We start from the raw sequence: 21159 nt of genomic DNA, 5'->3' as shown, positions 1-21159 counted from the left end.
AAGTATTACTTTCTTTTGAAGATTTTTCCTGTCGTATCTTTAAAGGTCTTTGTCGTTGTATCCACTGTTTTTCCGATGACCTTATTACCTGTGCTAGAAACATTTTTGACAATATCTGCGGTTGAATCTGTTACTTTCCCGACGAGGCCACCTTCACCAGAAACACTTTTCACGATATTATTGGCAGTGTCGACCGTCTTGTGTACTAAATCATTCGCGTGGTTAGAGGTGCTTTTCAAAAGGTTTTCATTCTGCCTTTTTTCTTTTGTGATGTTCATCTCCTCCTTTTATGGTACGTTGTTAGGTTTATGAGGAGATAACTTGTCATAGAACAAAAGTGCTTGTCCTGATTAATAACAGGAATGTTTAATCCTAAAAAACGCACCACTTAAATAGCCTGTTTCTTCAATTGATCCAAAATATACTCCGAGGAGCGTAGTGCAAGAGAATACGTCGTAAAAGTTGGATTAGCTGATGGAGCCGTCACATAGGTTGGCGTGCCGACAATAAATAGGTTTTTTACATCATGCGTCTGTCCATAGCTGTTCACGACAGATGTAGACGGATTGTCTCCCATTCGACAGCCACCCATTAAATGAGCAGTTGCTTTTAGATGATAAAGTGGTTCTCCTCCTGAAGCGATCCCTATATTCACTAGTAGATTCTTTGCTGCTTCACGAATTTTTTTATCATTCTCATGAAAAGAAAAATGAACAATCGGAATAGGAACGCCATACTCATCAAGTTCGCTGCTTAGAGTGACTCTATTTTGCTCCTGCGGCAGTACTTCACCAAGCATCGCAAAAGAACCATAGTGGTTGTAATCGAGCATGATTTCTCGTAGCGATTCGCCATATCGACTTACATCATTTTCAAAGAAAAGGCCTGCCAAACGGACTGGGCGGTGTCCATAAGAATTCATGATAAATCCCCGAGCATATCCTTCTTTTTTACCTTGTTCATAAGGATCAAGTGTGAGCGCTTGTACCGGATTTCCTCGATACATTCGAATTTCCTCATCGTATTTTACAATAATCTGATCATTCGTATTTGTCATGACATATTTACCGACTACGCCACTAGAATTCGCAATTCCATCCGGAAACATAGCATTAGCGGAGTGAAGTAGTAGCCGAGGTGTTTCGACGACATAGGAGGCAAGGATGACTAATCGAGCATGTATTTGATGTTCCTGGCCATTTTTTGAATAGATTACCCCTTTTGCCGTACCATCTTTGTTCATGAGGAGCTGGGTCACCATTGCATCGCTAATAATTTTGGCTCCGTGTTTAACAGCCTCTGGGACAAAGGTATTAAGCGGAGTTGTCTTTGAATCCGGCATACAACCTTCTTCACAAAAACCACGGTTGATACATGGTTCACGGTCATGGAAGGGGACAGATAAAATGGCAAGGGGTGAAACAGCGTGTTTTAATCCTAGACGTTCACAGCCTTCTCTAAATTTTAATGTATTATTACTAAGGTCGTGATGCTGAGGAAGAGGAAATCGTTCTCCATAAGGCTCCCATGGAAAGCGGGAAGGGCCAGAGAGCTGAAGTATTTTTTGCATCCGATTATAATAAGGTTCAATGTCCTCATATTGAATCGGCCAATCCTCACCTACACCTTCTTCTGTATATGTTCTAAAGTCAGAATGATGAAACCGGAGCATTTGAGCGGTATAATGTACAGCACTGCCACCAACTCCTTTACCAGAATTACTTCTGGATAAATCAATGGGATCATGACCAAGACTGATTCTAGGATCATTCCAATACAGCTTTTCAGCTTCTAATTCATCACTGGCAAAGTCACGCTTCGGCTCTCGCAATGGTCCAGCATCTAAGCATATAACCTTTAGGCCAGCTTTAGAAAGCTCTGCAGCAAGCACACTTCCAGACGCTCCAGTCCCGACGATACATACATCAATCTCATTCATGTATTTTTGCCTCCCATTTATCAAACTGGTTCGGCCCAAAAGCATAGTACCCACGTGGATACGAGGGTCCACCATACCCAATTTTTGACCAGAGTGAAGGATCCGAATAAACAATCGGGAGAATTTCTTCTGTAACGGTTTTAAAAAATAAAAGAGGTGAAACGGATTGCCAGCAGTTCTTATACCCCACATTGCTCTTCAAGTCTTGAACAAATTCCTTTTGTATTTCTTCACTTAAACAAGAAAACGGTTCTTGATATTGATCAAATATCTGACTCATCAAGCTAGTAAGTCCTGTCTTAATGACGTCTACCTTTTTAACAGAAGTACCCTTTGCATAACCATTCATACGTTGGCAACGTTGATCAAAATTAGCGAGAACATCTATTGATACATCTCCCAAATGGGAAGGAAATAAAATGGGAATCAGGGATAGTAGAACATCCTTTTCGTCTTCATTAAAAAGATGTGTCTCATTTCGAGATAGTCTCTCTTTCAAAACAGCTTGAGTAGTTGGATCCCATTCATCCCACTCTGAAAGCACATCATAATCAGGGTAATAGGTACGCTTAGGGTGTACCATCACAATTCCTCCTCTAATACCAGACTAATAACAAGCTAAAGAGTCCAAAAGCAGCTATAGAAAAGGGGAGAATAAAAGGTGGACCGCTCATAAAGTTCTCCATCTTAAAACCGCCTGTGCGATGTCGGATTGCGGTAAGGTGTAAAGCTCCACCGTAAATACCAGCAACGATGCCAACGGTAGAAAGGATTGTTTGCATCCACCCCCACCAAATTGTTGGCCAAATGGAAAGAAGGATGGCAGTCAGCCCGAGTAAAGGAAGAGTAATGACAGGAATCCACATTTGCCACTTATGAAATTTGCCTCTTGCATGCCAAATGGTTACCTGCATCCATAGCAACATATAAAATATTCCGAATAAAAGAGTAAGTAAACGAGGTAATTCCCATTCATTCCAACCGACTAGCAAAACAAAACCCCTCCTATCCTTTTCACTTTCTTATTAAAGGCTGTGCACTTACGCTCACTACCAACTTTCTTTTAATATGAGAAAAAATGTACCAACTTATTCCTTTTTGAGGAAGTCTTACATAGTGACCAATTGGTATCGACAGTTGAAAATAGTCAACAATAAGACGGAAAGGAGAGATGAATGATGAATTTACTACGAGATATTATGACAGAAAATGTGGCCACTGTATCTTCTAATCAGACGGTGCAGGATGCAGCAAGACTAATGAGTGAATACAATGTAGGGTCAATTCCAGTTGTTGATCAGCAGGAGCGAATTATCGGAATTGTTACAGATCGAGATATTACATTACGAACAACTGCACAAGGTCTTGCGAGTACAACACCTGTATCTGAAATCATGTCTTCCCATGTTGTATGTGGTACACCAGATATGAATGTAGAAGAAGCAGCTAGTCTTATGGCAGAAAATCAAATTCGCCGTTTGCCAATTGTTGAACATGGTCAAATTGTAGGTGTCATAGCCTTAGGTGATATTGCCACGAATGAAATGTTTAATGATGAAGCAGAAGAAGCGTTAACGAACATCTCCGTTCCTTCTCAACCAGAAGCTTAATGAAAGTGGGCACCTGTATGTTGTGACAGGTGCTTCTTTTTCGTAGAGGCAGTGGAATTGTTGATAAATTAGAGAAAGTGTTAGATAAAACTCAGGTTTTGTTAGATAAATTTAGAGATGTGTAAGATAATTACCACGTTTTGTTAGTTAAACCCTCAAAAGTGTTACATATATTCTCTATCAACAGCCTACCAACTACCTTCAATTGCTAAGAAAGCAAGATTAATGCTCATTTCACATGAAAAGCAAACATATTCTTCTAAAAGGAACGACGCGAACAGTTATAAACGGAATTATCTGGTGGAATAATTAGTTTAGGTTTAGGAAATGAGTGAAACGGGTATTGTATATGGATACGTTTAAAGGGGTTGGAAGAAATGTCAAAAATAGATCTTACTAAATTCGAAAAAAGAATGATTATAAGAAGAATTGAGGAGAGTGACTTTGATTCGATCATGGACATGCAACAGGTGTGCTTTCCAGGTATGGTCCCATGGGAGAGAGAGCATCTCGAATCACATTTAGAACATTTTCCTGAAGGTCAGTTATGTGCTGAATATGACGGGAAGATTATTGGTTCTTGTTCAAGCTTAATCATAAATTTTGATGAATATGATGATAAACATACATGGGATGATATCACGGATGAAGGATACATAACGAATCACAATCCAGAAGGATATAACCTTTACGGAATTGAAGTCATGGTCCACCCAGAATATAGAAGAATGAAGGTAGGGCAGCGACTTTATGATGCAAGAAAGGACCTTGCCCGTGAGCTTAATTTAAAGAGTATTATCATTGGTGGGCGCATTCCAAATTATCATAAATATGCGGAAGAAATGACACCTCGTCAATATGTAAAAGAAGTATCGATGCATAAGATCTATGATCCTGTGCTTTCCTTCCAGTTAATGAATGGGTTTACGTTAATGAGGATTAATCCTAATTATTTGGAAGACGATCAGGCTTCTTATAAATACGCAACGTTAATGGAATGGAATAATATCGATTACCGTGCAAAGACGAAGCGTCATTTCCAAACGTCTTTCCCAGTCAGAATCTGCGCTATTCAGTATGCGATGAAGCAGATTGACTCGTTTGAAGAATTTGCGAAACAAGTAGAGTATTATACAGATGTCGCTGCTGATTTTGAATCAGATTTTGCGGTATTCCCAGAAATTTTTACGACTCAGTTAATGTCATTTGTACGTGAAAAAACACCGAGTCAAGCCATTCGAAAGCTAACGGAGTTTACAGAACCTTACTTAGAATTATTTGCAAACTTAGCTGTTAAGTACAACATTAATATTATTGGTGGATCTCATTTCGTTAATGAGGATGAAAAAATTTATAATATTGCTTATTTATTTAGAAGAGATGGAACAATCGAGAAGCAATATAAGATCCACATTACCCCAAATGAAAAACGCTGGTGGGGAGTTAGTGCAGGAGATGAAGTAAAAGTATTTGATACGGATTGCGGTAAGATAGCGATTCAGATTTGTTATGATATTGAGTTTCCTGAACTTGCCCGCATTGCAACTGACAAAGGAGCCAATATTATTTTCACTCCGTTTTGTACGGAAGATCGCCAGGGCTACCTACGAGTTAGACTTTGTGCGCAAGCCCGTGCTATCGAGAATCAAATCTATACCGTAATTGCCGGAACGGTTGGAAATCTGCCTCAGGTAGAAAATATGGATATCCAATATGCTCAATCTGGTATCTTTACTCCGTCTGATTTTGAATTCGCGAGAGATGGCGTGGCAGCTGAATGTAATCCAAATCTAGAAACAGTTGTGGTTGCCGATGTGGATCTTGAAATTTTGAGGAGACAACGAAAAAGTGGAACGGTTAGACAACTTCGTGATCGTCGACGTGATCTATATGAAATCCGCTATAAAAAATAATCCTTCAGGGCATGGTACAGTAGCTGTACCTGCCTTTTTTATTTGAAAACGCCTTCATCTGAAAAATGTAATTGTAAAACATTGTAAAGCTCTGATATTCTATTTATGACGAAGCTAATAAAGTCGTTCAATCCTACAAACAATAATTCAAAGAATACATACATTGGAGGAAAAGCAGAATGAATTGGCGTGAACAGTACGAAAGATGGGGCCAAGCATCCCAACTCGAACAGGAATGGAAAGAAGAGTTAGAAAGCTTAGTAGGGAATGAAAAAGAGCTAGAAGATCGTTTTTATAAGAGCTTAGAATTTGGTACGGGTGGAATGCGCGGCGAAATTGGTGTCGGCACAAACCGTATGAATACATATACAGTTAGAAAAGCATCGCTTGGATTGGCTAATTTTATTCTGGCTGCAGGTGAAGAGGCTAAACAAAAAGGTGTCGTAATTGCCTATGATTCAAGACATAAATCTCCTGAGTTCGCAATGGAAGCAGCAAAGACTCTTGCAACACAAGGAATTCAAGCATATGTGTTTGAAGAGCTTCGCCCTACACCAGAGCTTTCTTTTGCGGTAAGACATTTAAACGCATTCTCAGGAATTGTTATTACAGCGAGTCATAACCCACCTGAATATAACGGATACAAGGTATATGGTGATGATGGAGGACAACTACCTCCTGAAGCTGCTGATCAAGTTATTGCCGAAGTAAATAAAATTGACAATGAACTAGTTATTGAAGTTCAAGATGAAGCAACTCTTAAGGAAAAAGGATTCATTAAGATGATTGGTCAAGAAATTGATGAAGCTTATACAGAAAAGCTTCTAACCATCTCAGTTAATCCAGAGCTAGCAAGTGAAGTTGGTAACGACCTTAAAATAGTGTTCACGCCTCTTCATGGAACGGCTAACAAACCAGTACGTGATGGTTTAAAGGCAATGGGTTATGAGCAAGTGTATATTGTGGAAGAACAGGAGCTCCCTGATCCTAATTTCTCTACAGTAGCTTCTCCAAATCCAGAAGAGCATGCAGCGTTTGAACTTGCGATCAAAAAGGGAAAAGAACTGGAAGCAGATATGTTAATCGCAACAGATCCAGACGCAGATCGCCTTGGTATTGCTGTAAAGGATGAAAACGGTGAATATGTGGTATTGACTGGTAACGAAACAGGTGCAATTTTCCTTGAGTACTTACTATCGGAAAAGAAAGCTAAGGGTAGCTTACCTTCTAATGGAATCGTGTTAAAAACAATTGTGACCTCTGAGATTGGTAGAACAATCGCAGAAGCTTACGGACTATCAACAATTGATACGTTAACAGGCTTTAAGTTTATTGGTGAGAAGATCAAAGAATATGAGCAAACAGGTGAATACACGTTCCAGTTTGGTTATGAAGAAAGTTATGGGTACTTAATCGGGGACTTTGTCCGTGATAAAGATGCCGTTCAAGCAGCACTACTTGCAGTAGAAGTTTGTGCTTATTATAAGAAGCAAGGCTTAACTGTTTACGAAGGACTATTACAAATTTTTGAGAAGTACGGATTCTATCAAGAAGGGTTAAAATCACTAACCTTAAAAGGAAAAGAAGGAGCCGAACAAATCGAGTTCATTCTTTCTAGCTTCCGTAAAGATGCTCCAAAAGAATTAGCAGGTAAGAAAATTACCGCAATTGAGGATTATAAAACGAGTGAGCGTGTTGTCGTAAAAGAAAATGGAGTGCAAGCCATCGAATTACCAAAATCGAATGTGCTAAAATACATTCTAGAGGACGGTTCTTGGTTCTGCCTACGTCCATCAGGAACAGAACCAAAAGTTAAGTTCTATTTCGGTGTAAATGCATCTACTCTTGAAGCAAGTAAACAAGATTTAACGAGTCTAATGGATGCACTAATGGAAAAGGTCAATGAATTAATTGAAGCTTCAAAGAATTAAATAGTTACGGAAACCTCTTTCAACGGTGAAAGAGGTTTTTTTGATGATGGGGAATTGATGACAAAAATCGACAAGTGCCTGTCACCGGTCAGTGACAGGCACTTGTCGATTTTTATTTTAGTGGAACCATTTTCCAACATTTGCTGATATACTTTAAGTATCGTATGCAAGGGCGGGATGCTTATGAGTAGAGAGCAGAGGATAGAAGAACTTCAAACGTTAAAAGTAATTGCTGAGATTTTAAATGGTTCGACGGATCTTCCTTCCATGCTTAATTGTGTGTTGAAGGAACTTCTTCATGTCACTGGTCTATCATCAGGGTGGATTTTTCTAATTAATGAAAAAGGTGAGTATAGGTTGGCGGCTGATTATAATCTTCCGGAAGCACTCGTGCATGACGGCAAAATGCCTATGTGTAAGGGAATGTGCTGGTGTGTGGATAAATATAATCATAATAGGCTTAAACAGGCCGCAAATATAATGGAGTGCAAAAGGCTTGAGGATGCAATGGAGAATGAATGGGGAGATACAGCCGGATTAACGCACCATGCGACGGTACCGTTACTGGCGGGTGAAGAGAAATTTGGACTATTAAATGTTGCATCTCCTCATAAAACCTTGTTATCGCAAGAAGAACTTGCCCTTTTGGAAGCAGTATCTCTGCAAATTGGAACGGCTATTAAAAGAATTAAGCTTGTAGAGAAAGAGCAAGAAGTGGCTTTATTGGGTGAACGAAATCGATTGGCACGTGATTTACATGACTCAGTCAATCAACTGTTGTTTTCCTTAATGCTTACAGCAAGAGGAACAAAGGAAATGACAAAGGACCGTGAAGTACAGGAAATGTTAGGATACATGCAAGAGCTTTCCCAAGAGGCTCTCCAAGAAATGAGAGCGTTAATTTGGCAGCTCCGACCACAAGGCTTGGAAGAGGGAGTTGCGAGTGCCATCCTATCTTATGGAAAAGTTCTAGGTCTTACTGTTGAAGCGAATGTAACAGGATTACTTGATTTACCATCTAAAGTAGAAGAAACGTTATGGAGAGTCGCACAAGAAGCATTAAATAACTGTAAAAAGCATGCAGGAACTAAGCTTGCTTTTGTAAATATTGAAGTAAAGAAGCATCTCGTTACGATGGAAATTAAGGATGTAGGTTGTGGCTTTCATTGGGTAGATGAAGAGGATATCCCTTCTTTAGGATTAGCTAGCATGAAAGAAAGAACAAAGCTACTTGGAGGTGCATTTACGCTTAAAAGCCAATTAGGAGTAGGGACGAGTATCATGGTTTCTATTCCATTTTAGAAGGAGGAACAATAGTGGCCATCAAGATATTAATTGCGGATGACCATCACATGGTCAGAAGAGGGTTGATGTTTTTCTTAAAGACGCAGACAGAAATAGAAATAGTCGCAGAGGCGAGTAATGGAAGAGAAGCATTGGCATTAGTACAGGAATATAAGCCTCATGTCATCCTCATGGATTTAGACATGCCTGAAATGGATGGAATTCAAGCGACGAAGCTTGTAAAGGAACAGTTTCCCGAAACGAAAGTCATTATATTAACGAGCTTTTCTGATCAAGACCATGTTATTCCTGCCGTAAGAGCTGGAGCGGATGGCTATCAATTAAAGGACATAGAGCCTGATGAATTGGTCAAAACGATAATAGCAGTGCATCGAGGGGAACGACACTTACACCCCATAGTGACTAACCATGTGATGAACCATTTAATGCATGGTAGTAAGGAACAGGAACTTTTACATGAACAATTAACAGCACGAGAGCTTGAAGTTCTGGTAGAAATTTCGAAGGGAAAAAGTAATAAAGAAATCGCGGACTCACTTTACATTACGGAAAAGACAGTAAAAACCCACGTCTCAAATATCCTATCTAAGTTACAACTTCAGGATCGTACTCAGGCTGCTTTGTATGCAGTAAAACATCAAATAAATAGGTAAAAGGAAGGGGAAATCCCTTCCTTTTTATTATTCCACATTTACTAACGTTTCCATATCAATTGACTGATTTTCTAAGGCATGATCAATATATCTGAACAAAGAATGTAAATTGGTCTCAATAATTTTGTAATCACGAGAGAAATTGTAGGCATGTAGAAAATGCTCAATTTTCTTGGATAAAAAATGATCCTTTGTGCGCACCATAAGGATTAATAAATTATCCCACTGTGATCGGTGAGTATAATACAAAGCCCGATCATAATCATGAATGTTCATTTTTGAATGCCTCCTTTTCTTTCTGATTTAGCAGGTCTCATGCCTTACCCTCAAAGTTAAAGGAGTATTTATATTGTACGGAAGTTACGATTACTTTAAGCGTGGGATTGTATGTAAATGCTCTGGCGAAAAGAGGAAATGATTAAATAAGTGGGTTAGACAGGAGAATGCATGATGCGGCTATTTATTCTTTTCATACTTTTATTCTTATTACCCTATAAAATAAGTGCTGAAACCCTCGTTACTAACGATAAAATGTATACACCTAAAGTACTAACTAAGCATGTAAAACTACTTTCAACAATGTATCCTGAACAAATTGAGACGAAGGTAATTGGCTACTCAACATTTAAACAGCCAATCTGGGCCATAAGAATAGGGAAAGGCGAGAAGAATATTCTCATTCATGCTGCCCATCATGGTCGTGAGTGGATTACTTCAATGATTGTGATGAGGATGGTAGAGGAATATGCAGAAGCTTATCAACAAAAGCAACTTTATCATGGATACAATCTGTCTTTATTAGACGACGTATCCATTTGGTTTGTCCCCATGGTAAATCCAGACGGTGTTGAAATCCAACAAAATGGACTGTCGCAAACCATTAACCCGAACCTGGATCAACTGATCATGATGAACGGAGGAAGTGTTGATTTTTCAAGGTGGAAGGCAAACGGGATTGGAATTGATTTAAACCGTCAATATCCTGCTGGCTGGGATCAATTGAGTGGAAGTGCTCCATTTCCTTTTTACCAATTATATAAAGGAAAAGAGCCTCTTGTTGCTCCTGAAGTTAAAGCAATCGAACGGTTTACTCATGAAATTAACCCAAGTATTGCTGCGGCCTATCACTCTTCTGGCAGAGTAGTGTATTGGTATTATAAAACGAAGATGGAGCATGTCATGCGAGATTGGACAATAGCTAAAAAAATTACAGATGTAACAAATTATGAATTAGATATGCCCGTTGATACAGCAACAGGCGGTGGCTATACAGATTGGTTTATTCACAACTTTCAACGTCCTGCCGTCACCATTGAAGTAGGCTATGAGGTAAATGAAACCAGTCCTCCTTTATCTGTATTTCAAGAGGAATGGGAAAGAAATCAAACGATTGGATTATTACTTGTTCAAGAAGCGAAAAAATTAAGGTATGAAAGGGAATAGAACGGCACAAAATAATCCTGCAATCAATATTTGGAGGTTACATACAAATGAACAAAAAAATTGCCTTTCCTTTAATTACATTGGCTTTCCTTATTGGACTTTCATCTTCTTACTTTTTCCAAGATTCAATGGGGATTGCTCAACAACCTGATTATGCAAAGTGGAGTAAAATGGCCGTAAATGTCATGAATGAAAATTATGCGGAGCAAGATGTAAGTGACTTTAAATATGAAGGACGTAAGCAAATTTCTGATACGAAATCAGAAGATAGCTTTTTATTTGAAGTGACTTCCGGTGATAAAAAATTCAATGTTCGTGTAGTGGTTACATTTAATCCTAAAACAGATACTCTACAATCACTTCAGCTCTCTGAAGTACAGTAAAGCTACCATTAGAGTAGCTTTTTTATTTTGTTAATAAACAGGTTATTCACTAACTATTTTCATCTTTCCCGCGTTTTTATCATAGATTGTGATAAGCAATCAAAAAGGGGAGATGAGCATGAGAACCGAAGATGAAAAGAAATTACAATATGCGATTGAAGAAATAACGGAGATTGCTAAAGGCTTTGGACTGGACTTTTACCCGATGCGCTATGAAATCTGTCCTGCGGATATTATCTATACATTTGGTGCTTATGGAATGCCAACCAGATTTTCTCATTGGAGCTTCGGAAAGCAATTTCATAAGATGAAGCTTCATTATGATTTAGGTTTAAGTAAAATATATGAACTTGTCATCAATTCTAATCCTTGTTATGCCTTCCTATTAGATTCCAATTCCCTTATCCAAAATAAATTAATTGTGGCTCACGTGTTGGCGCATTGTGACTTTTTTAAAAATAACATTAGGTTCCAAAACACGAAACGAGATATGGTTGAAAGCATGTCAGCGACTGCCGAGAGAATTGCTCAGTATGAACATGAATATGGAAAGAAGGAAGTAGAGACCTTCCTAGATGCAGTATTAGCCATTCAAGAACATATCGATCCTTCTTTAATGAGGCCGAAGCTTGCTTATGATTTAGAGGAAGAAGAGTATGAAGAAACTACTGCCTCTACTCCTTATGATGATTTGTGGTCTTTAGATAAGCGCAATGCCCCAGAAAAGAAAAAGATTAAGCGTAAGAAGAAATTCCCTCCAAACCCTGAAAAGGACATCCTGCTATTTATTGAAGAATACAGCCGAGACTTAGAACATTGGCAACGTGACATTCTTACCATGATGCGAGAAGAGATGCTGTATTTCTGGCCTCAGTTAGAAACAAAAATCATGAACGAAGGCTGGGCTTCGTTCTGGCATAGCCGCATCATTCGCGAAATGGACCTTACTTCAGATGAAGTCATTGAATTTGCCAAGCTAAATGCAGGTGTCGTTCAACCTTCCAAAACAAGTATTAACCCATATTATCTAGGTTACAAAATGTTTGAGGACATTGAAGAGCGTTGGAATAACCCGACGGAAGAAATGTTGCGACTCGGTGTGAAACCAGGCTCAGGCCGTGAAAAAATGTATGAAGTCCGTGAAATCGAATCGGATATCTCTTTCCTTCGCAACTACTTAACAAAAGATCTTGTTATGAGAGAGGATATGTACTTGTTCCAGAAGCAAGGAAAGGATTACAAAATTGTTGATAAAGAATGGGAACATGTAAGAGATCAACTCGTCAGTATGCGAGTAAATGGTGGTTTTCCGTATATCACTGTCAATGATGGCGATTATTTGCGAAACGGAGAGCTTTACTTGAAACATTGGTATGAAGGGATTGAACTGGACCTTAAATACCTAGAAAAAGTAATGCCGTACATTCACCAGCTCTGGGGAAGAACGGTGCATATGGAGTCCATGGTGGAAGGGAAAGGCGTTTGCTTTACGTATGATGGGAAGGGGATTCATCGGAAGTATTTGTAGGTTTACCATGTATATGTAGAGAAGAAGAGCACCCACTCTTCTTCTTTTTTAATCGGCTATAACCTACTCCTGCTCTTTACGAAACATAAAAAAGCTAATAGCACCAGATAGTATGGAGCCACCTAGTGCTATCAGTCCATTTGTTTGATTACTTAGTTCAGGATAATTATTATTTAGGATTCGTAACGCTAATATAAAAACGATAATCATTATAGGGATGACATAATTCAATCTTTTCATATTCACACTTCCTTATTTATCATTGCGCAAAAGCTAGTATAACATTAATCATAGAGACAAATCACTACAGTACTATTCACTATTCATACTTCTCCTGTAAAGAGAGTACGGTCTCTTTTTGACATATGTATGAATATTAGAGAATGTTCAATCCGAACAACTTGTTTAATGAAATGTTACTTAAGCAGGTAATCTATTATCTTAGAAAAACGGGATAGTAGAGTCCTAGCTATGCAATAGGCAGATTTTTTCAGAAATGAGTCTCGAACACTTAAGGAGTGTTTAATATGAAGAAACGATTGATGCCCATTCTGGTAACAACGATACTTGTTTTTTTTTTCAATAAGGGGAAATCTGAACAAATTATTCTATTTCTACAGGATTAGCCATATTCATGTAGTAAAGACTGAGAGCGTTTACTTTGTAAGGCTATAAACTGAGCGGGTTAAGTTGTCACATTTGTTTCCTTCACGGGTATTGTTATGATGGTAGCTTTATAGCGAACCTGTAGAGCGCTATCATAGCTGTACTTATGAACAATTCGTTTAACGGACGAAAGAAGTGGAGGGAAGAGAGTGAAGACAAAGAACAGATGGTTAATCGCGTTGTCGGCTGTAGGAATTCATATCTCAATTGGGTCAGTATATGCTTGGAGTAATTTTACGAATCCATTGAAGAACATGTTTGGCTGGAGCGATCAAGAAGTAGCATGGGCTTTTAGTATTGCCATCCTTTTCCTTGGATTTTCAGCTGCCTTTTTAGGTCATTTTGTAGAGAAACATGGACCTAAAAAAGCAGGACTTTTATCAGCAATCTTCTTTGGTATTGGGTTAATAGGGTCTGGATTAGCGGTGCAGTTAGAATCTAAATACTTACTGTATTTATTCTATGGAGTTCTTGGTGGAGTAGGATTGGGAGTTGGTTATATTGCCCCTGTGTCCACTCTTGTAAAATGGTTCCCTGATCGACGAGGGATGGCAACAGGATTAGCTATTATGGGCTTTGGGTTTTCGGCGGCAATAGCAAGTCCCATTATGAATTATCTTATTGAGTCCTACGGTGTGGCGGTAACCTTTTATACGTTGGGAATTGTTTATTTTATTATTATGCTTTTATCCTCATTATACTTAGAAAAACCGGAAGAAGGCTGGATGCCAGAAGGGTTTAAGGAGAAAGTGGAGTCCGGTAAGGCAAAGGCCCCACTTGATCTGTCACAATTAACAGCGAATGAAGCCGTTAAAACACGTCGTTTCTGGTACCTATGGATAATGTTATTTATTAATGTAACATGCGGAATTGCCGTACTCGCTGTCGCAAAACCACTAGCACAAGAAGCGATCGGCATTAGTGCAGCCGCAGCGGCTGCTTTAGTTGGTGCAATTGGTATCTTTAATGGACTCGGACGGATCGGCTGGGCCTCAGCGTCTGACTACATTGGAAGACCAAATACGTACACCACATTCTTTGTGCTGCAAATTATTATCTTTTTCCTACTACCATCTACATCGATTCAATGGTTGTTCGTTGGAATGCTCATTGTTGTCTACACCTGCTACGGTGGCGGATTTGCATCCATCCCGGCTTACATTGGAGATCTATTCGGTACGAAGCAACTTGGTGCGATCCACGGATATATCCTAACTGCCTGGGCAGCTGCTGGACTTGCTGGTCCGCAATTTGCGGCGTACATCAAAGACACAACAGGCAGCTACGCAGGAAGCCTTACCTTCTTTGGTGGTCTCTTTGTCATAGCACTCCTGGCTTCAATTCTAGTTAGAATTGATATTAAGCAACTAAAAAGTAAATCAGAAGCTGCATAAACATAATCATAATCATCATAATCATAAATTAATTTACTACATTAACGCATTGGGGGCCTGGCCCCCGATGCGTTAATGCGATAAAGGGGTTGAATTGCAATGGGAAACAGTAAACATCCTGGTCCTCAGAAAATGTCAAAAACACCTCAACCTAAGCATTGGGTTAGTCCCATTCCTTTTGGCTTGGGGAAAGTGAAGCCGAAGCATATTCGCGATACGATGAAGGTGGTATTGGAGAATAAGGATAATCTAAGTTACGCGACGAAGATATTGACGAAAGGTGTGTGCGATGGGTGTGCGCTTGGGGTTGCGGGTCTTTCGGATCAAACGTTGAAGGGGCCACATGTGTGTACGACTCGTTTAAATATTCTTAGGCTTAGTACGATGCCGGCTATTAAGGAAGAGATGTTGCATGCGGACATAGATGAGTTAAAGAAATTGGATAGTACGGAATTGCGTAAGTTGGGGAGAATTCCTTATCCGATGATTAGGAGAAAAGGAGAGAGAAGGTTCTCTCGTATTTCTTGGGATGAAGCGATGGATACGATTGCAGATAAGATGCGACAGCTGGACCCTAAACAATATGCCTTCTATTTAACAAGTAGAGGAATTACGAATGAAACGTATTATGTGGCAGGGAAGGTCGCTCGTTTTCTGGGGACGAATCATATTGATAATTCCTCTAGAATCTGTCACTCGCCTTCAAAAACAGCGATGAAGCGGTCGGTTGGAGTCGGAGCTTCGACCTGTAATTACCAGGATTGGATTGGAACGGATGTAATTTTATTCTTTGGAAGTGTAGCATCCAACTCCTCTCCCGTCTCAACGAAGTATATGCTTGCCGCGAAGAAGAAAGGAACCAAGATTATCGTCATCAATCCCTATAAAGAACCTGCGATGGATAAATATTGGATCCCTTCTGTTGCGGAATCTGCACTGTTTGGAACGAAAATTGCAGATGATTTTTATCAAGTGAATATAGGTGGGGACATTGCATTTATGTATGGAATCATGAAGCACTGGTTTGAGATGGAAGGACGAGAAGAAGGAGCTGCCGTGAATCATGAATTTGTCCAGTCTCATGTAAACGGTTATGAAGAAATGAAACAAAAGGCCAGTGATTACACTTGGGACGAAATTGTGAAATCATCTGGTGTAACAAAAGAACGCATTGGAGAATTAGCCAAACTACTGGCGGCTTCTAAGAACGCCGTGTATGTCTGGGCAATGGGGCTAACGATGCATTCTTTTGCGACGGATAATATCTCACAAGTTTCGAATCTAGCATTATTACGTGGTCATCTAGGGAGAAAGTATAATGGGCTTATGCCGTTTCGCGGTCACTCTGGTGTTCAAGGCACAGGTGAAATGGGATGTGACCCGTTTGTATTACCGGGTGGCGACTATAATGAAAAAAACACAGAAAGAGTTGAGAGACTTTGGAACTTTCCACTACCAAAATGGCAAGGGGACATTGTAGGTGTTACCTTAGAGAATATTCTACTTCCAGATGATCATGAACGGAAAATAAAACTGTATTATATGAGTGGTGGAAATTTTCTAGAGACCATGCCAGAGCCAACGTTTATAGAAAAGGCATTGTCGGAATTGGACATCCGAGTTCATCAAGATATCATTTTAAATACTTCGGCATTAGTTGACGCGAAGGAAGCAGTCATTCTACTTCCAGCAAAGACACGCTATGAACAAGATGGTGGGGGAACATCTACTTCTACTGAGAGAATGGTCTATTTCTCTCCAGAACTCACCGGTAATAAAAATGAAATTGAAGACGCTAGGGCAGAATGGAAAATATATATTGACTTGGCCAAACGGGTGAAACCAGAAACAGCTCATCTTGTTGATTTTCAAGATGCAGCTAAAATCCGTGAAGAAATTGCTGTTGCTAATCCAAACTATGATGGAATTCAGCAGCTAAAAGAATCGGGTGATGTGTTCCAATGGGGTGGGGCATGGCTATGTGAAGAAGGTATATGTCCAACAGCCGATGGCAAAGGCAATCTCATTTCCGTTGAGATTCCGTCACTCGGCAAGAAAGAAGATCAGTTTATTGTCACGACGCGTCGAGGGAAACAATTTAATTCAATGGTGTATAGTGAAATCGATCCACTAAATGGGGCAGGTCGCTATGATGTACTAATGAGTGCTGAAGATGCACATCGTTTAAGCATTGTTGAAGGTGAGGCAGTCGTCTTATACAACGGTTTTGGTGTCTTTCAAGGCAAAGCCAAATTTGTAGAAATTGCGAAAGGTAATGTAGAAGTTCATTTTCCAGAAGGTAATTTCTTATTACCAAAAGGTCGATATGAGAAATACGCAGGAATTCCTGATTACAATATTACTGTACATCTTGAAAAGGCAGATCGTTATCATGCTAGAAAAGATGTACAATATGTGGAGAAACAAACAGAGGATGAAGAAGCAAATCTTCTTGGTGAATAAAAGAAAGAGGTCAGCGCCTGGTTGCTGACCTCCTTTAAAAGTTAAATTTTAAACAACTTTTACATTCAATCCATTTTTCTCAAATACCTTAACCATGGCTGTCTTGGCTTCATTTTCATCAGGACCGTGTATCTCAAGTAAATATTGTTGTGCCGTTACTAACGTAACACTTAACCCTAAAATACTTTTCACATCGATATGCTTATTGTTGGCACGTAGGACAATACTGGATTGAAATTCAGCTGCTTTTGCTGCAATCTCAATGATTGTTTTTGTATCTACTCCGTTCATATATATAGCCCCCATTCTTTACTCTATATATATTTTACATTATTCTGAAAAATTTAGAAGTCGTCATTCAAAATATTTTCTTGAGGATGTTTCCGTTGATTCTGTAGTGAGTTTATTTACGTTGCAGTAACAAAGTTTAAGAAAAGAGCCTTTCACAATCATTAACAGAAGGGATTAATAATAAAAAAGGCTGTTTTCGTAAAGATTGTTGCTTTCTTAAAAATCTCAGGTAGCGAGATTTTTACTAGATTGTACAACGTCCAGTCCTTTAAATAGAGAGAGTTGCTTTTTTCTACCAATTATTACTTCGTTTTTTCGTACAAAATAGGGTGGATATTTAGAAGTATTAGCTTAAAAAGCAACAAAGTTTTAGAAAAGAGCATGAAAAAATGAGCAGGGTATATTCACCTGCTCATTTTTCATTGGCTTGAAAATTCAGTTACCGCTTCTTCAGGAAGTGCTCCTGTCACTCGGTCAACCTCTTCACCATTCTTAAATAAGACCATAGTTGGAATACTCATGATTCCAAACTTTCTAGCTAAACCTGGAGCTTTGTCTACGTCAACACTATAAAACTCAACTTTTCCAGATAAATCCTCTGAAACACTACCTACAACTGGAGCCAGTTGTCTGCAACCAGGTCACCAATCTGCAGTGAATTTTAGAACAACAGGTAGTTCAGAATGGGTGACGGCTGTTTCGAATTCGTTTTCAGCTAAATTTCGTAACATCGTTTTTCCTCCTTTTCTTTGGAATGAGCAAATTTCATTCCTTGTTATCAATAATATATATATATTTACTAGAATTTCAAAGAAAATGAACTAGTGAAACGTTAACAACAGATTTCTCGCTGAGTTAATTCCTCATAGGCAAGTAAAAATTGGTTAAACGTTTCATTTCCATATTGCTCTGGTTTCTGATGGAAAAATAACGTAAAAATTAATTCTTTTGCTTCCATAAGTGTAGAAGCTCTTGAACGTAAGACTAGATTGAAATAGGCTATAAAATACTCTTTTTTTAACACACTTGCATGATTAACTGTCATAAATTAAAACTCCTTTTAAAGGATAGTTTGAACTTTTTACGAGTAAAGATAAAGGCTCAAGTAGACGGAGCCTTCTAACCTTAACTAGGTAAGAATCTTTAGCAACTGACACAAGGTCGAGGTGTGCAAGCAAGATTTGCTTCTTTTTTAGGTGCAGGGTGATTAAATGATGCATTGGTTTCTATAGAACGAAACTTCCATGCGTTTAACGATTTTCGCTCAAGATCAGTTACTCTCTGTTTGGCTAGCAATTCATATTGATGATAGAACATGCTATCACTCCTTAATCAAATTGGTTTGATTTATAAATCAAAAAAAATTGATTTAGTTTATAAAAAATTTTAGAAATTAATCTATCGCCTTGATCTTTATTAATCAATTTTATTTGATATATGTATCATATATCCAAAATTTACTAATGTCAACAAATTAATCAAAAAAAATTGATAAATTAATTTGTGCTTGTATATATCCATGAATTGTATAATAGTAAATACATACCAAAATAAAGGGGAATCTATATGAAAGTTATTAGAGCTACGGTTAATGACATAGAACAGGTCGTGGAGTTATTTGATTTATATCGCAGATTCTACAAACAACCCTCGGATCTTAATGGTGCAACACAGTTTATTAAAGAAAGATTGGAAAATAATGAATCCACCATTTTATTATGTGTACATGAAGAGAGAGCAGTCGGTTTTACTCAACTATATCCAATGTTCTCATCTGTTAGTATGAGAAAATCACTTGTACTAAACGATTTATATGTAATAGAGGATGCACGACGTCTAGGTGTAGGGAATGCATTAATAGATGCGGCTATTCAGTATGGTAAAGAAATTGGAGCAAAAGGGGTTTCACTCGAGACAGGGGCAGACAATGTAAATGCTCAACGGTTATATGAGAAAATTGGATTTGAAAAAGAGTCAAACTTCTTTTATTTTTATAGCATTTAGTTATTACATAGATTAGGACGGGGTTTACTATGATCAGATTTAAGAAATTGAAACTACAGCAACGAATCATGGTTTTTATTGTATTTCTTACACTGATTATTGTCATGCAGACAAGCATCTTGTTTTACCAAACTCTATCAAATACTATTGAAACTCAACTAGGAGACAGAGCCCTTCATATTGCAGAGACAGTGGCTGACATGCCAGAAATCAAACAAGCATTTGAACACGAACGACCATGGGAGATCATTCAACCTATTGCTGAACGAATTAGAATAGAGACAGAAGCAGAATATATCGTCGTCGGAAATAAAGAAGGCATCCGTTATTCCCACCCTTTAGAGGAAAGACTTGGGAAAAAGATGGTAGGTGGGGATAATGAGAGAGCCCTACTTAAAGGAGAATCCTATATCTCAAAAGCAACGGGTACTCTTGGGCCAGCTTTACGAGGTAAGGTGCCGATTTATGACGAGGGAGGGGCAATCATTGGAATTGTCTCTGTAGGCTTCTTACTAGAAGACATCAATCAATTATCTAATGATTATGGTAGTCCCATCATTCCTATTGCCATTGTTGGTCTCATAATCGGTGTAATAGGTTCTATCTATCTTTCTAAAAGTATAAAAAAATTATTGTTTGGCTTGGAACCAGAAGAAATTGCCTCTTTATATAAAGAAAGAAATGCAGTCATTGAATCTGTAAGAGAAGGTATTATTGTAGTAGACCGACTTGGAAGAGTGATACTGGCCAATCAAGCAGCCTATGAAATACTCTCCTTACAAAAATCACAATCTGTCATCGGTGCGTCTATTCTAGAAGTAATACCCCATTCTACTATATTAGAAGTAGTAGATACAGGAGAAGAACAATTGGATCGACAGCTTCAAATTGGTGGGAAAACGGTCATTGCCAATCGTCTTCCTGTTAAAGTAGGGAATGATGTAATAGGAGTTGTGTCGAGTTTTAGATTGAAATCAGAAATCGATCAGTTAACAGAAGAGCTTTCTCAGGTACGCAGGTATACAGAAGCACTTAGAGCGCAAACTCATGAATACAATAATCTTTTATATACATTATCAGGTCTCATTCAGTTAGAGGCATACGATGAAGCACTCGAATTAATTCATAAAGAAGCAGCAGGACATCAGGAGTTTTTACAATTCGTGATGAAAAAAATAAGGGATCCTTGGCTAGCAGGTATTCTATTAGGCTTTTATAATCGTGCCAAGGAGCTAAAGATTGAGTTTACAATTGACCGTTCTAGTCATATCGAGGACTTAAGAGGCAGTATTGACAGCAGTCATTTTGTATCCATTATCGGAAATTTAATAACAAATGCATTTGAAGCGGTGGAAGAAGTAAAAAAAGACGATAAAAAGGTGCAATTTTTTGTTACGGACCGTGGTGAGGATTTAGTTATTGAGGTGGAGGATAATGGAAAAGGTATCTGTGATGAACTCATTGACTCTATCTTCAAGCGAGGCTTCACCACAAAAGATGGCCAAAATCGAGGGTTAGGTTTAGCGAAGGTACAAGAACTTACAGAAGAATTAGGTGGCTATATTGTGATAGAAAAAGGAGATCTTGGAGGAGCTTTATTTATTGTATCCATCCCCAAGGGTATCCACAAATAAAT

Annotated in this window: 22 protein-coding genes and 1 pseudogene; 12 read left to right on the top strand and 11 right to left on the bottom strand. The window is 38.6% G+C overall.

The genetic code is table 11. The features are described 5' to 3' along the window. Positions 1–5: 5 nt before the first annotated feature. The 4 genes from LT143_RS02230 to LT143_RS02215 all read right to left on the bottom strand — a co-directional run bounded on the left by LT143_RS02230 (position 6) and on the right by LT143_RS02215 (position 2931). A complete protein-coding gene (locus LT143_RS02230) occupies positions 6–278 on the bottom strand; it encodes a hypothetical protein (protein WP_246939053.1) in 273 nt (90 codons plus the stop codon). Between the two features lie 110 nt (positions 279–388). Next, positions 389–1939 carry a GMC family oxidoreductase gene (locus tag LT143_RS02225; RefSeq protein ID WP_246939050.1) on the bottom strand — a complete coding sequence of 517 codons (1551 nt, stop codon included), beginning with the start codon at positions 1937–1939 and terminating at the stop codon, positions 389–391. After that, positions 1932–2522, bottom strand: a complete 591-nt coding sequence (locus LT143_RS02220) for a gluconate 2-dehydrogenase subunit 3 family protein (protein ID WP_246939048.1) — start codon at positions 2520–2522, stop codon at positions 1932–1934. The genes LT143_RS02225 and LT143_RS02220 overlap by 8 nt, the downstream gene beginning before the upstream one ends. A gap of 13 nt (positions 2523–2535) precedes the next feature. After that, complete coding sequence (locus LT143_RS02215) at positions 2536–2931, bottom strand: hypothetical protein (protein WP_246939046.1); 396 nt, start codon at positions 2929–2931, stop codon at positions 2536–2538. A 186-nt stretch (positions 2932–3117) separates the two neighbouring features. On the opposite strand from LT143_RS02215, the gene LT143_RS02210 reads away from it, so the two are divergent. From LT143_RS02210 to LT143_RS02190, 5 genes are all read left to right on the top strand, one after another. After that, on the top strand, positions 3118–3549 hold the full coding sequence (locus LT143_RS02210) for a CBS domain-containing protein (RefSeq protein ID WP_246939044.1): 432 nt from the start codon (positions 3118–3120) through the stop codon (positions 3547–3549). Between the two features lie 377 nt (positions 3550–3926). Further along, the gene (locus LT143_RS02205) at positions 3927–5462 is read left to right on the top strand and encodes a GNAT family N-acetyltransferase (RefSeq protein WP_246939042.1); all 1536 of its coding nucleotides are present in this window, start codon (positions 3927–3929) and stop codon (positions 5460–5462) included. Positions 5463–5641: 179 nt separating this feature from the next. Further along, the gene (locus LT143_RS02200; protein ID WP_246939040.1) at positions 5642–7393 is read left to right on the top strand and encodes a phospho-sugar mutase; all 1752 of its coding nucleotides are present in this window, start codon (positions 5642–5644) and stop codon (positions 7391–7393) included. Between the two features lie 183 nt (positions 7394–7576). Continuing rightward, positions 7577–8695 (top strand): GAF domain-containing sensor histidine kinase, encoded by a 1119-nt coding sequence (locus LT143_RS02195; RefSeq protein ID WP_246939038.1) that lies wholly within the window; start codon positions 7577–7579, stop codon positions 8693–8695. A 14-nt stretch (positions 8696–8709) separates the two neighbouring features. Next, on the top strand, positions 8710–9351 hold the full coding sequence (locus tag LT143_RS02190; protein WP_246939035.1) for a response regulator: 642 nt from the start codon (positions 8710–8712) through the stop codon (positions 9349–9351). Between the two features lie 27 nt (positions 9352–9378). On the opposite strand, the gene LT143_RS02185 is transcribed toward LT143_RS02190, so the two are convergent. After that, positions 9379–9627, bottom strand: coding sequence for a YhdB family protein (locus tag LT143_RS02185; protein WP_246939032.1), 249 nt, complete (start codon positions 9625–9627; stop codon positions 9379–9381). A gap of 174 nt (positions 9628–9801) precedes the next feature. Between LT143_RS02185 and LT143_RS02180 the strand changes: the two genes are divergently transcribed. From LT143_RS02180 to LT143_RS02170, 3 genes are all read left to right on the top strand, one after another. Next, positions 9802–10794, top strand: coding sequence for a M14 family metallopeptidase (locus LT143_RS02180; RefSeq protein ID WP_246939029.1), 993 nt, complete (start codon positions 9802–9804; stop codon positions 10792–10794). A gap of 47 nt (positions 10795–10841) precedes the next feature. Then, the gene (locus tag LT143_RS02175) at positions 10842–11177 is read left to right on the top strand and encodes a DUF3889 domain-containing protein (protein WP_246939026.1); all 336 of its coding nucleotides are present in this window, start codon (positions 10842–10844) and stop codon (positions 11175–11177) included. A gap of 118 nt (positions 11178–11295) precedes the next feature. Continuing rightward, positions 11296–12705, top strand: coding sequence for a SpoVR family protein (locus LT143_RS02170; protein ID WP_246939023.1), 1410 nt, complete (start codon positions 11296–11298; stop codon positions 12703–12705). Between the two features lie 63 nt (positions 12706–12768). Here the strand turns inward: LT143_RS02170 and LT143_RS02165 are convergent, their stop codons facing one another. Continuing rightward, positions 12769–12945, bottom strand: a complete 177-nt coding sequence (locus LT143_RS02165) for a histidine kinase (RefSeq protein WP_246939020.1) — start codon at positions 12943–12945, stop codon at positions 12769–12771. 575 nt (positions 12946–13520) lie between these two features. On the opposite strand from LT143_RS02165, the gene LT143_RS02160 reads away from it, so the two are divergent. Together LT143_RS02160 and LT143_RS02155 are read left to right on the top strand one after the other, a co-directional pair. After that, complete coding sequence (locus tag LT143_RS02160; protein ID WP_246939018.1) at positions 13521–14765, top strand: L-lactate MFS transporter; 1245 nt, start codon at positions 13521–13523, stop codon at positions 14763–14765. A 99-nt stretch (positions 14766–14864) separates the two neighbouring features. Further along, complete coding sequence (locus tag LT143_RS02155) at positions 14865–17228, top strand: FdhF/YdeP family oxidoreductase (protein WP_246939016.1); 2364 nt, start codon at positions 14865–14867, stop codon at positions 17226–17228. 48 nt (positions 17229–17276) lie between these two features. Here the strand turns inward: LT143_RS02155 and LT143_RS02150 are convergent, their stop codons facing one another. The 5 genes and pseudogenes from LT143_RS02150 to LT143_RS02130 all read right to left on the bottom strand — a co-directional run bounded on the left by LT143_RS02150 (position 17277) and on the right by LT143_RS02130 (position 18836). Beyond that, positions 17277–17519 carry an HPr family phosphocarrier protein gene (locus LT143_RS02150; RefSeq protein WP_246939014.1) on the bottom strand — a complete coding sequence of 81 codons (243 nt, stop codon included), beginning with the start codon at positions 17517–17519 and terminating at the stop codon, positions 17277–17279. A 419-nt stretch (positions 17520–17938) separates the two neighbouring features. After that, a pseudogene (locus tag LT143_RS02145) lies at positions 17939–18148 on the bottom strand (thioredoxin family protein); the annotation flags it as partial. Positions 18149–18160: 12 nt separating this feature from the next. Further along, entirely contained in the window at positions 18161–18250 is a 90-nt protein-coding gene (locus tag LT143_RS02140; protein WP_246939012.1) for a thioredoxin, read from the bottom strand. 101 nt (positions 18251–18351) lie between these two features. Next, positions 18352–18564 carry a hypothetical protein gene (locus tag LT143_RS02135; protein WP_246939010.1) on the bottom strand — a complete coding sequence of 71 codons (213 nt, stop codon included), beginning with the start codon at positions 18562–18564 and terminating at the stop codon, positions 18352–18354. Positions 18565–18662: 98 nt separating this feature from the next. Further along, entirely contained in the window at positions 18663–18836 is a 174-nt protein-coding gene (locus LT143_RS02130) for a hypothetical protein (RefSeq protein ID WP_246939009.1), read from the bottom strand. Positions 18837–19085: 249 nt separating this feature from the next. Between LT143_RS02130 and LT143_RS02125 the strand changes: the two genes are divergently transcribed. Next, complete coding sequence (locus LT143_RS02125; protein WP_246939008.1) at positions 19086–19523, top strand: GNAT family N-acetyltransferase; 438 nt, start codon at positions 19086–19088, stop codon at positions 19521–19523. Between the two features lie 32 nt (positions 19524–19555). Further along, complete coding sequence (locus tag LT143_RS02120) at positions 19556–21157, top strand: ATP-binding protein (protein ID WP_246939158.1); 1602 nt, start codon at positions 19556–19558, stop codon at positions 21155–21157. Positions 21158–21159 lie beyond the last annotated feature (2 nt).

This window comes from Bacillus pinisoli, from assembly GCF_023036475.1.
In the GTDB taxonomy this organism is placed as follows: Bacteria; Bacillota; Bacilli; order Bacillales; family SA4; genus Bacillus_BS; species Bacillus_BS pinisoli.
The sequence above is the reverse complement of the archived record's forward strand: the minus strand, read 5'-3'. Positions and strand labels throughout refer to the sequence as shown.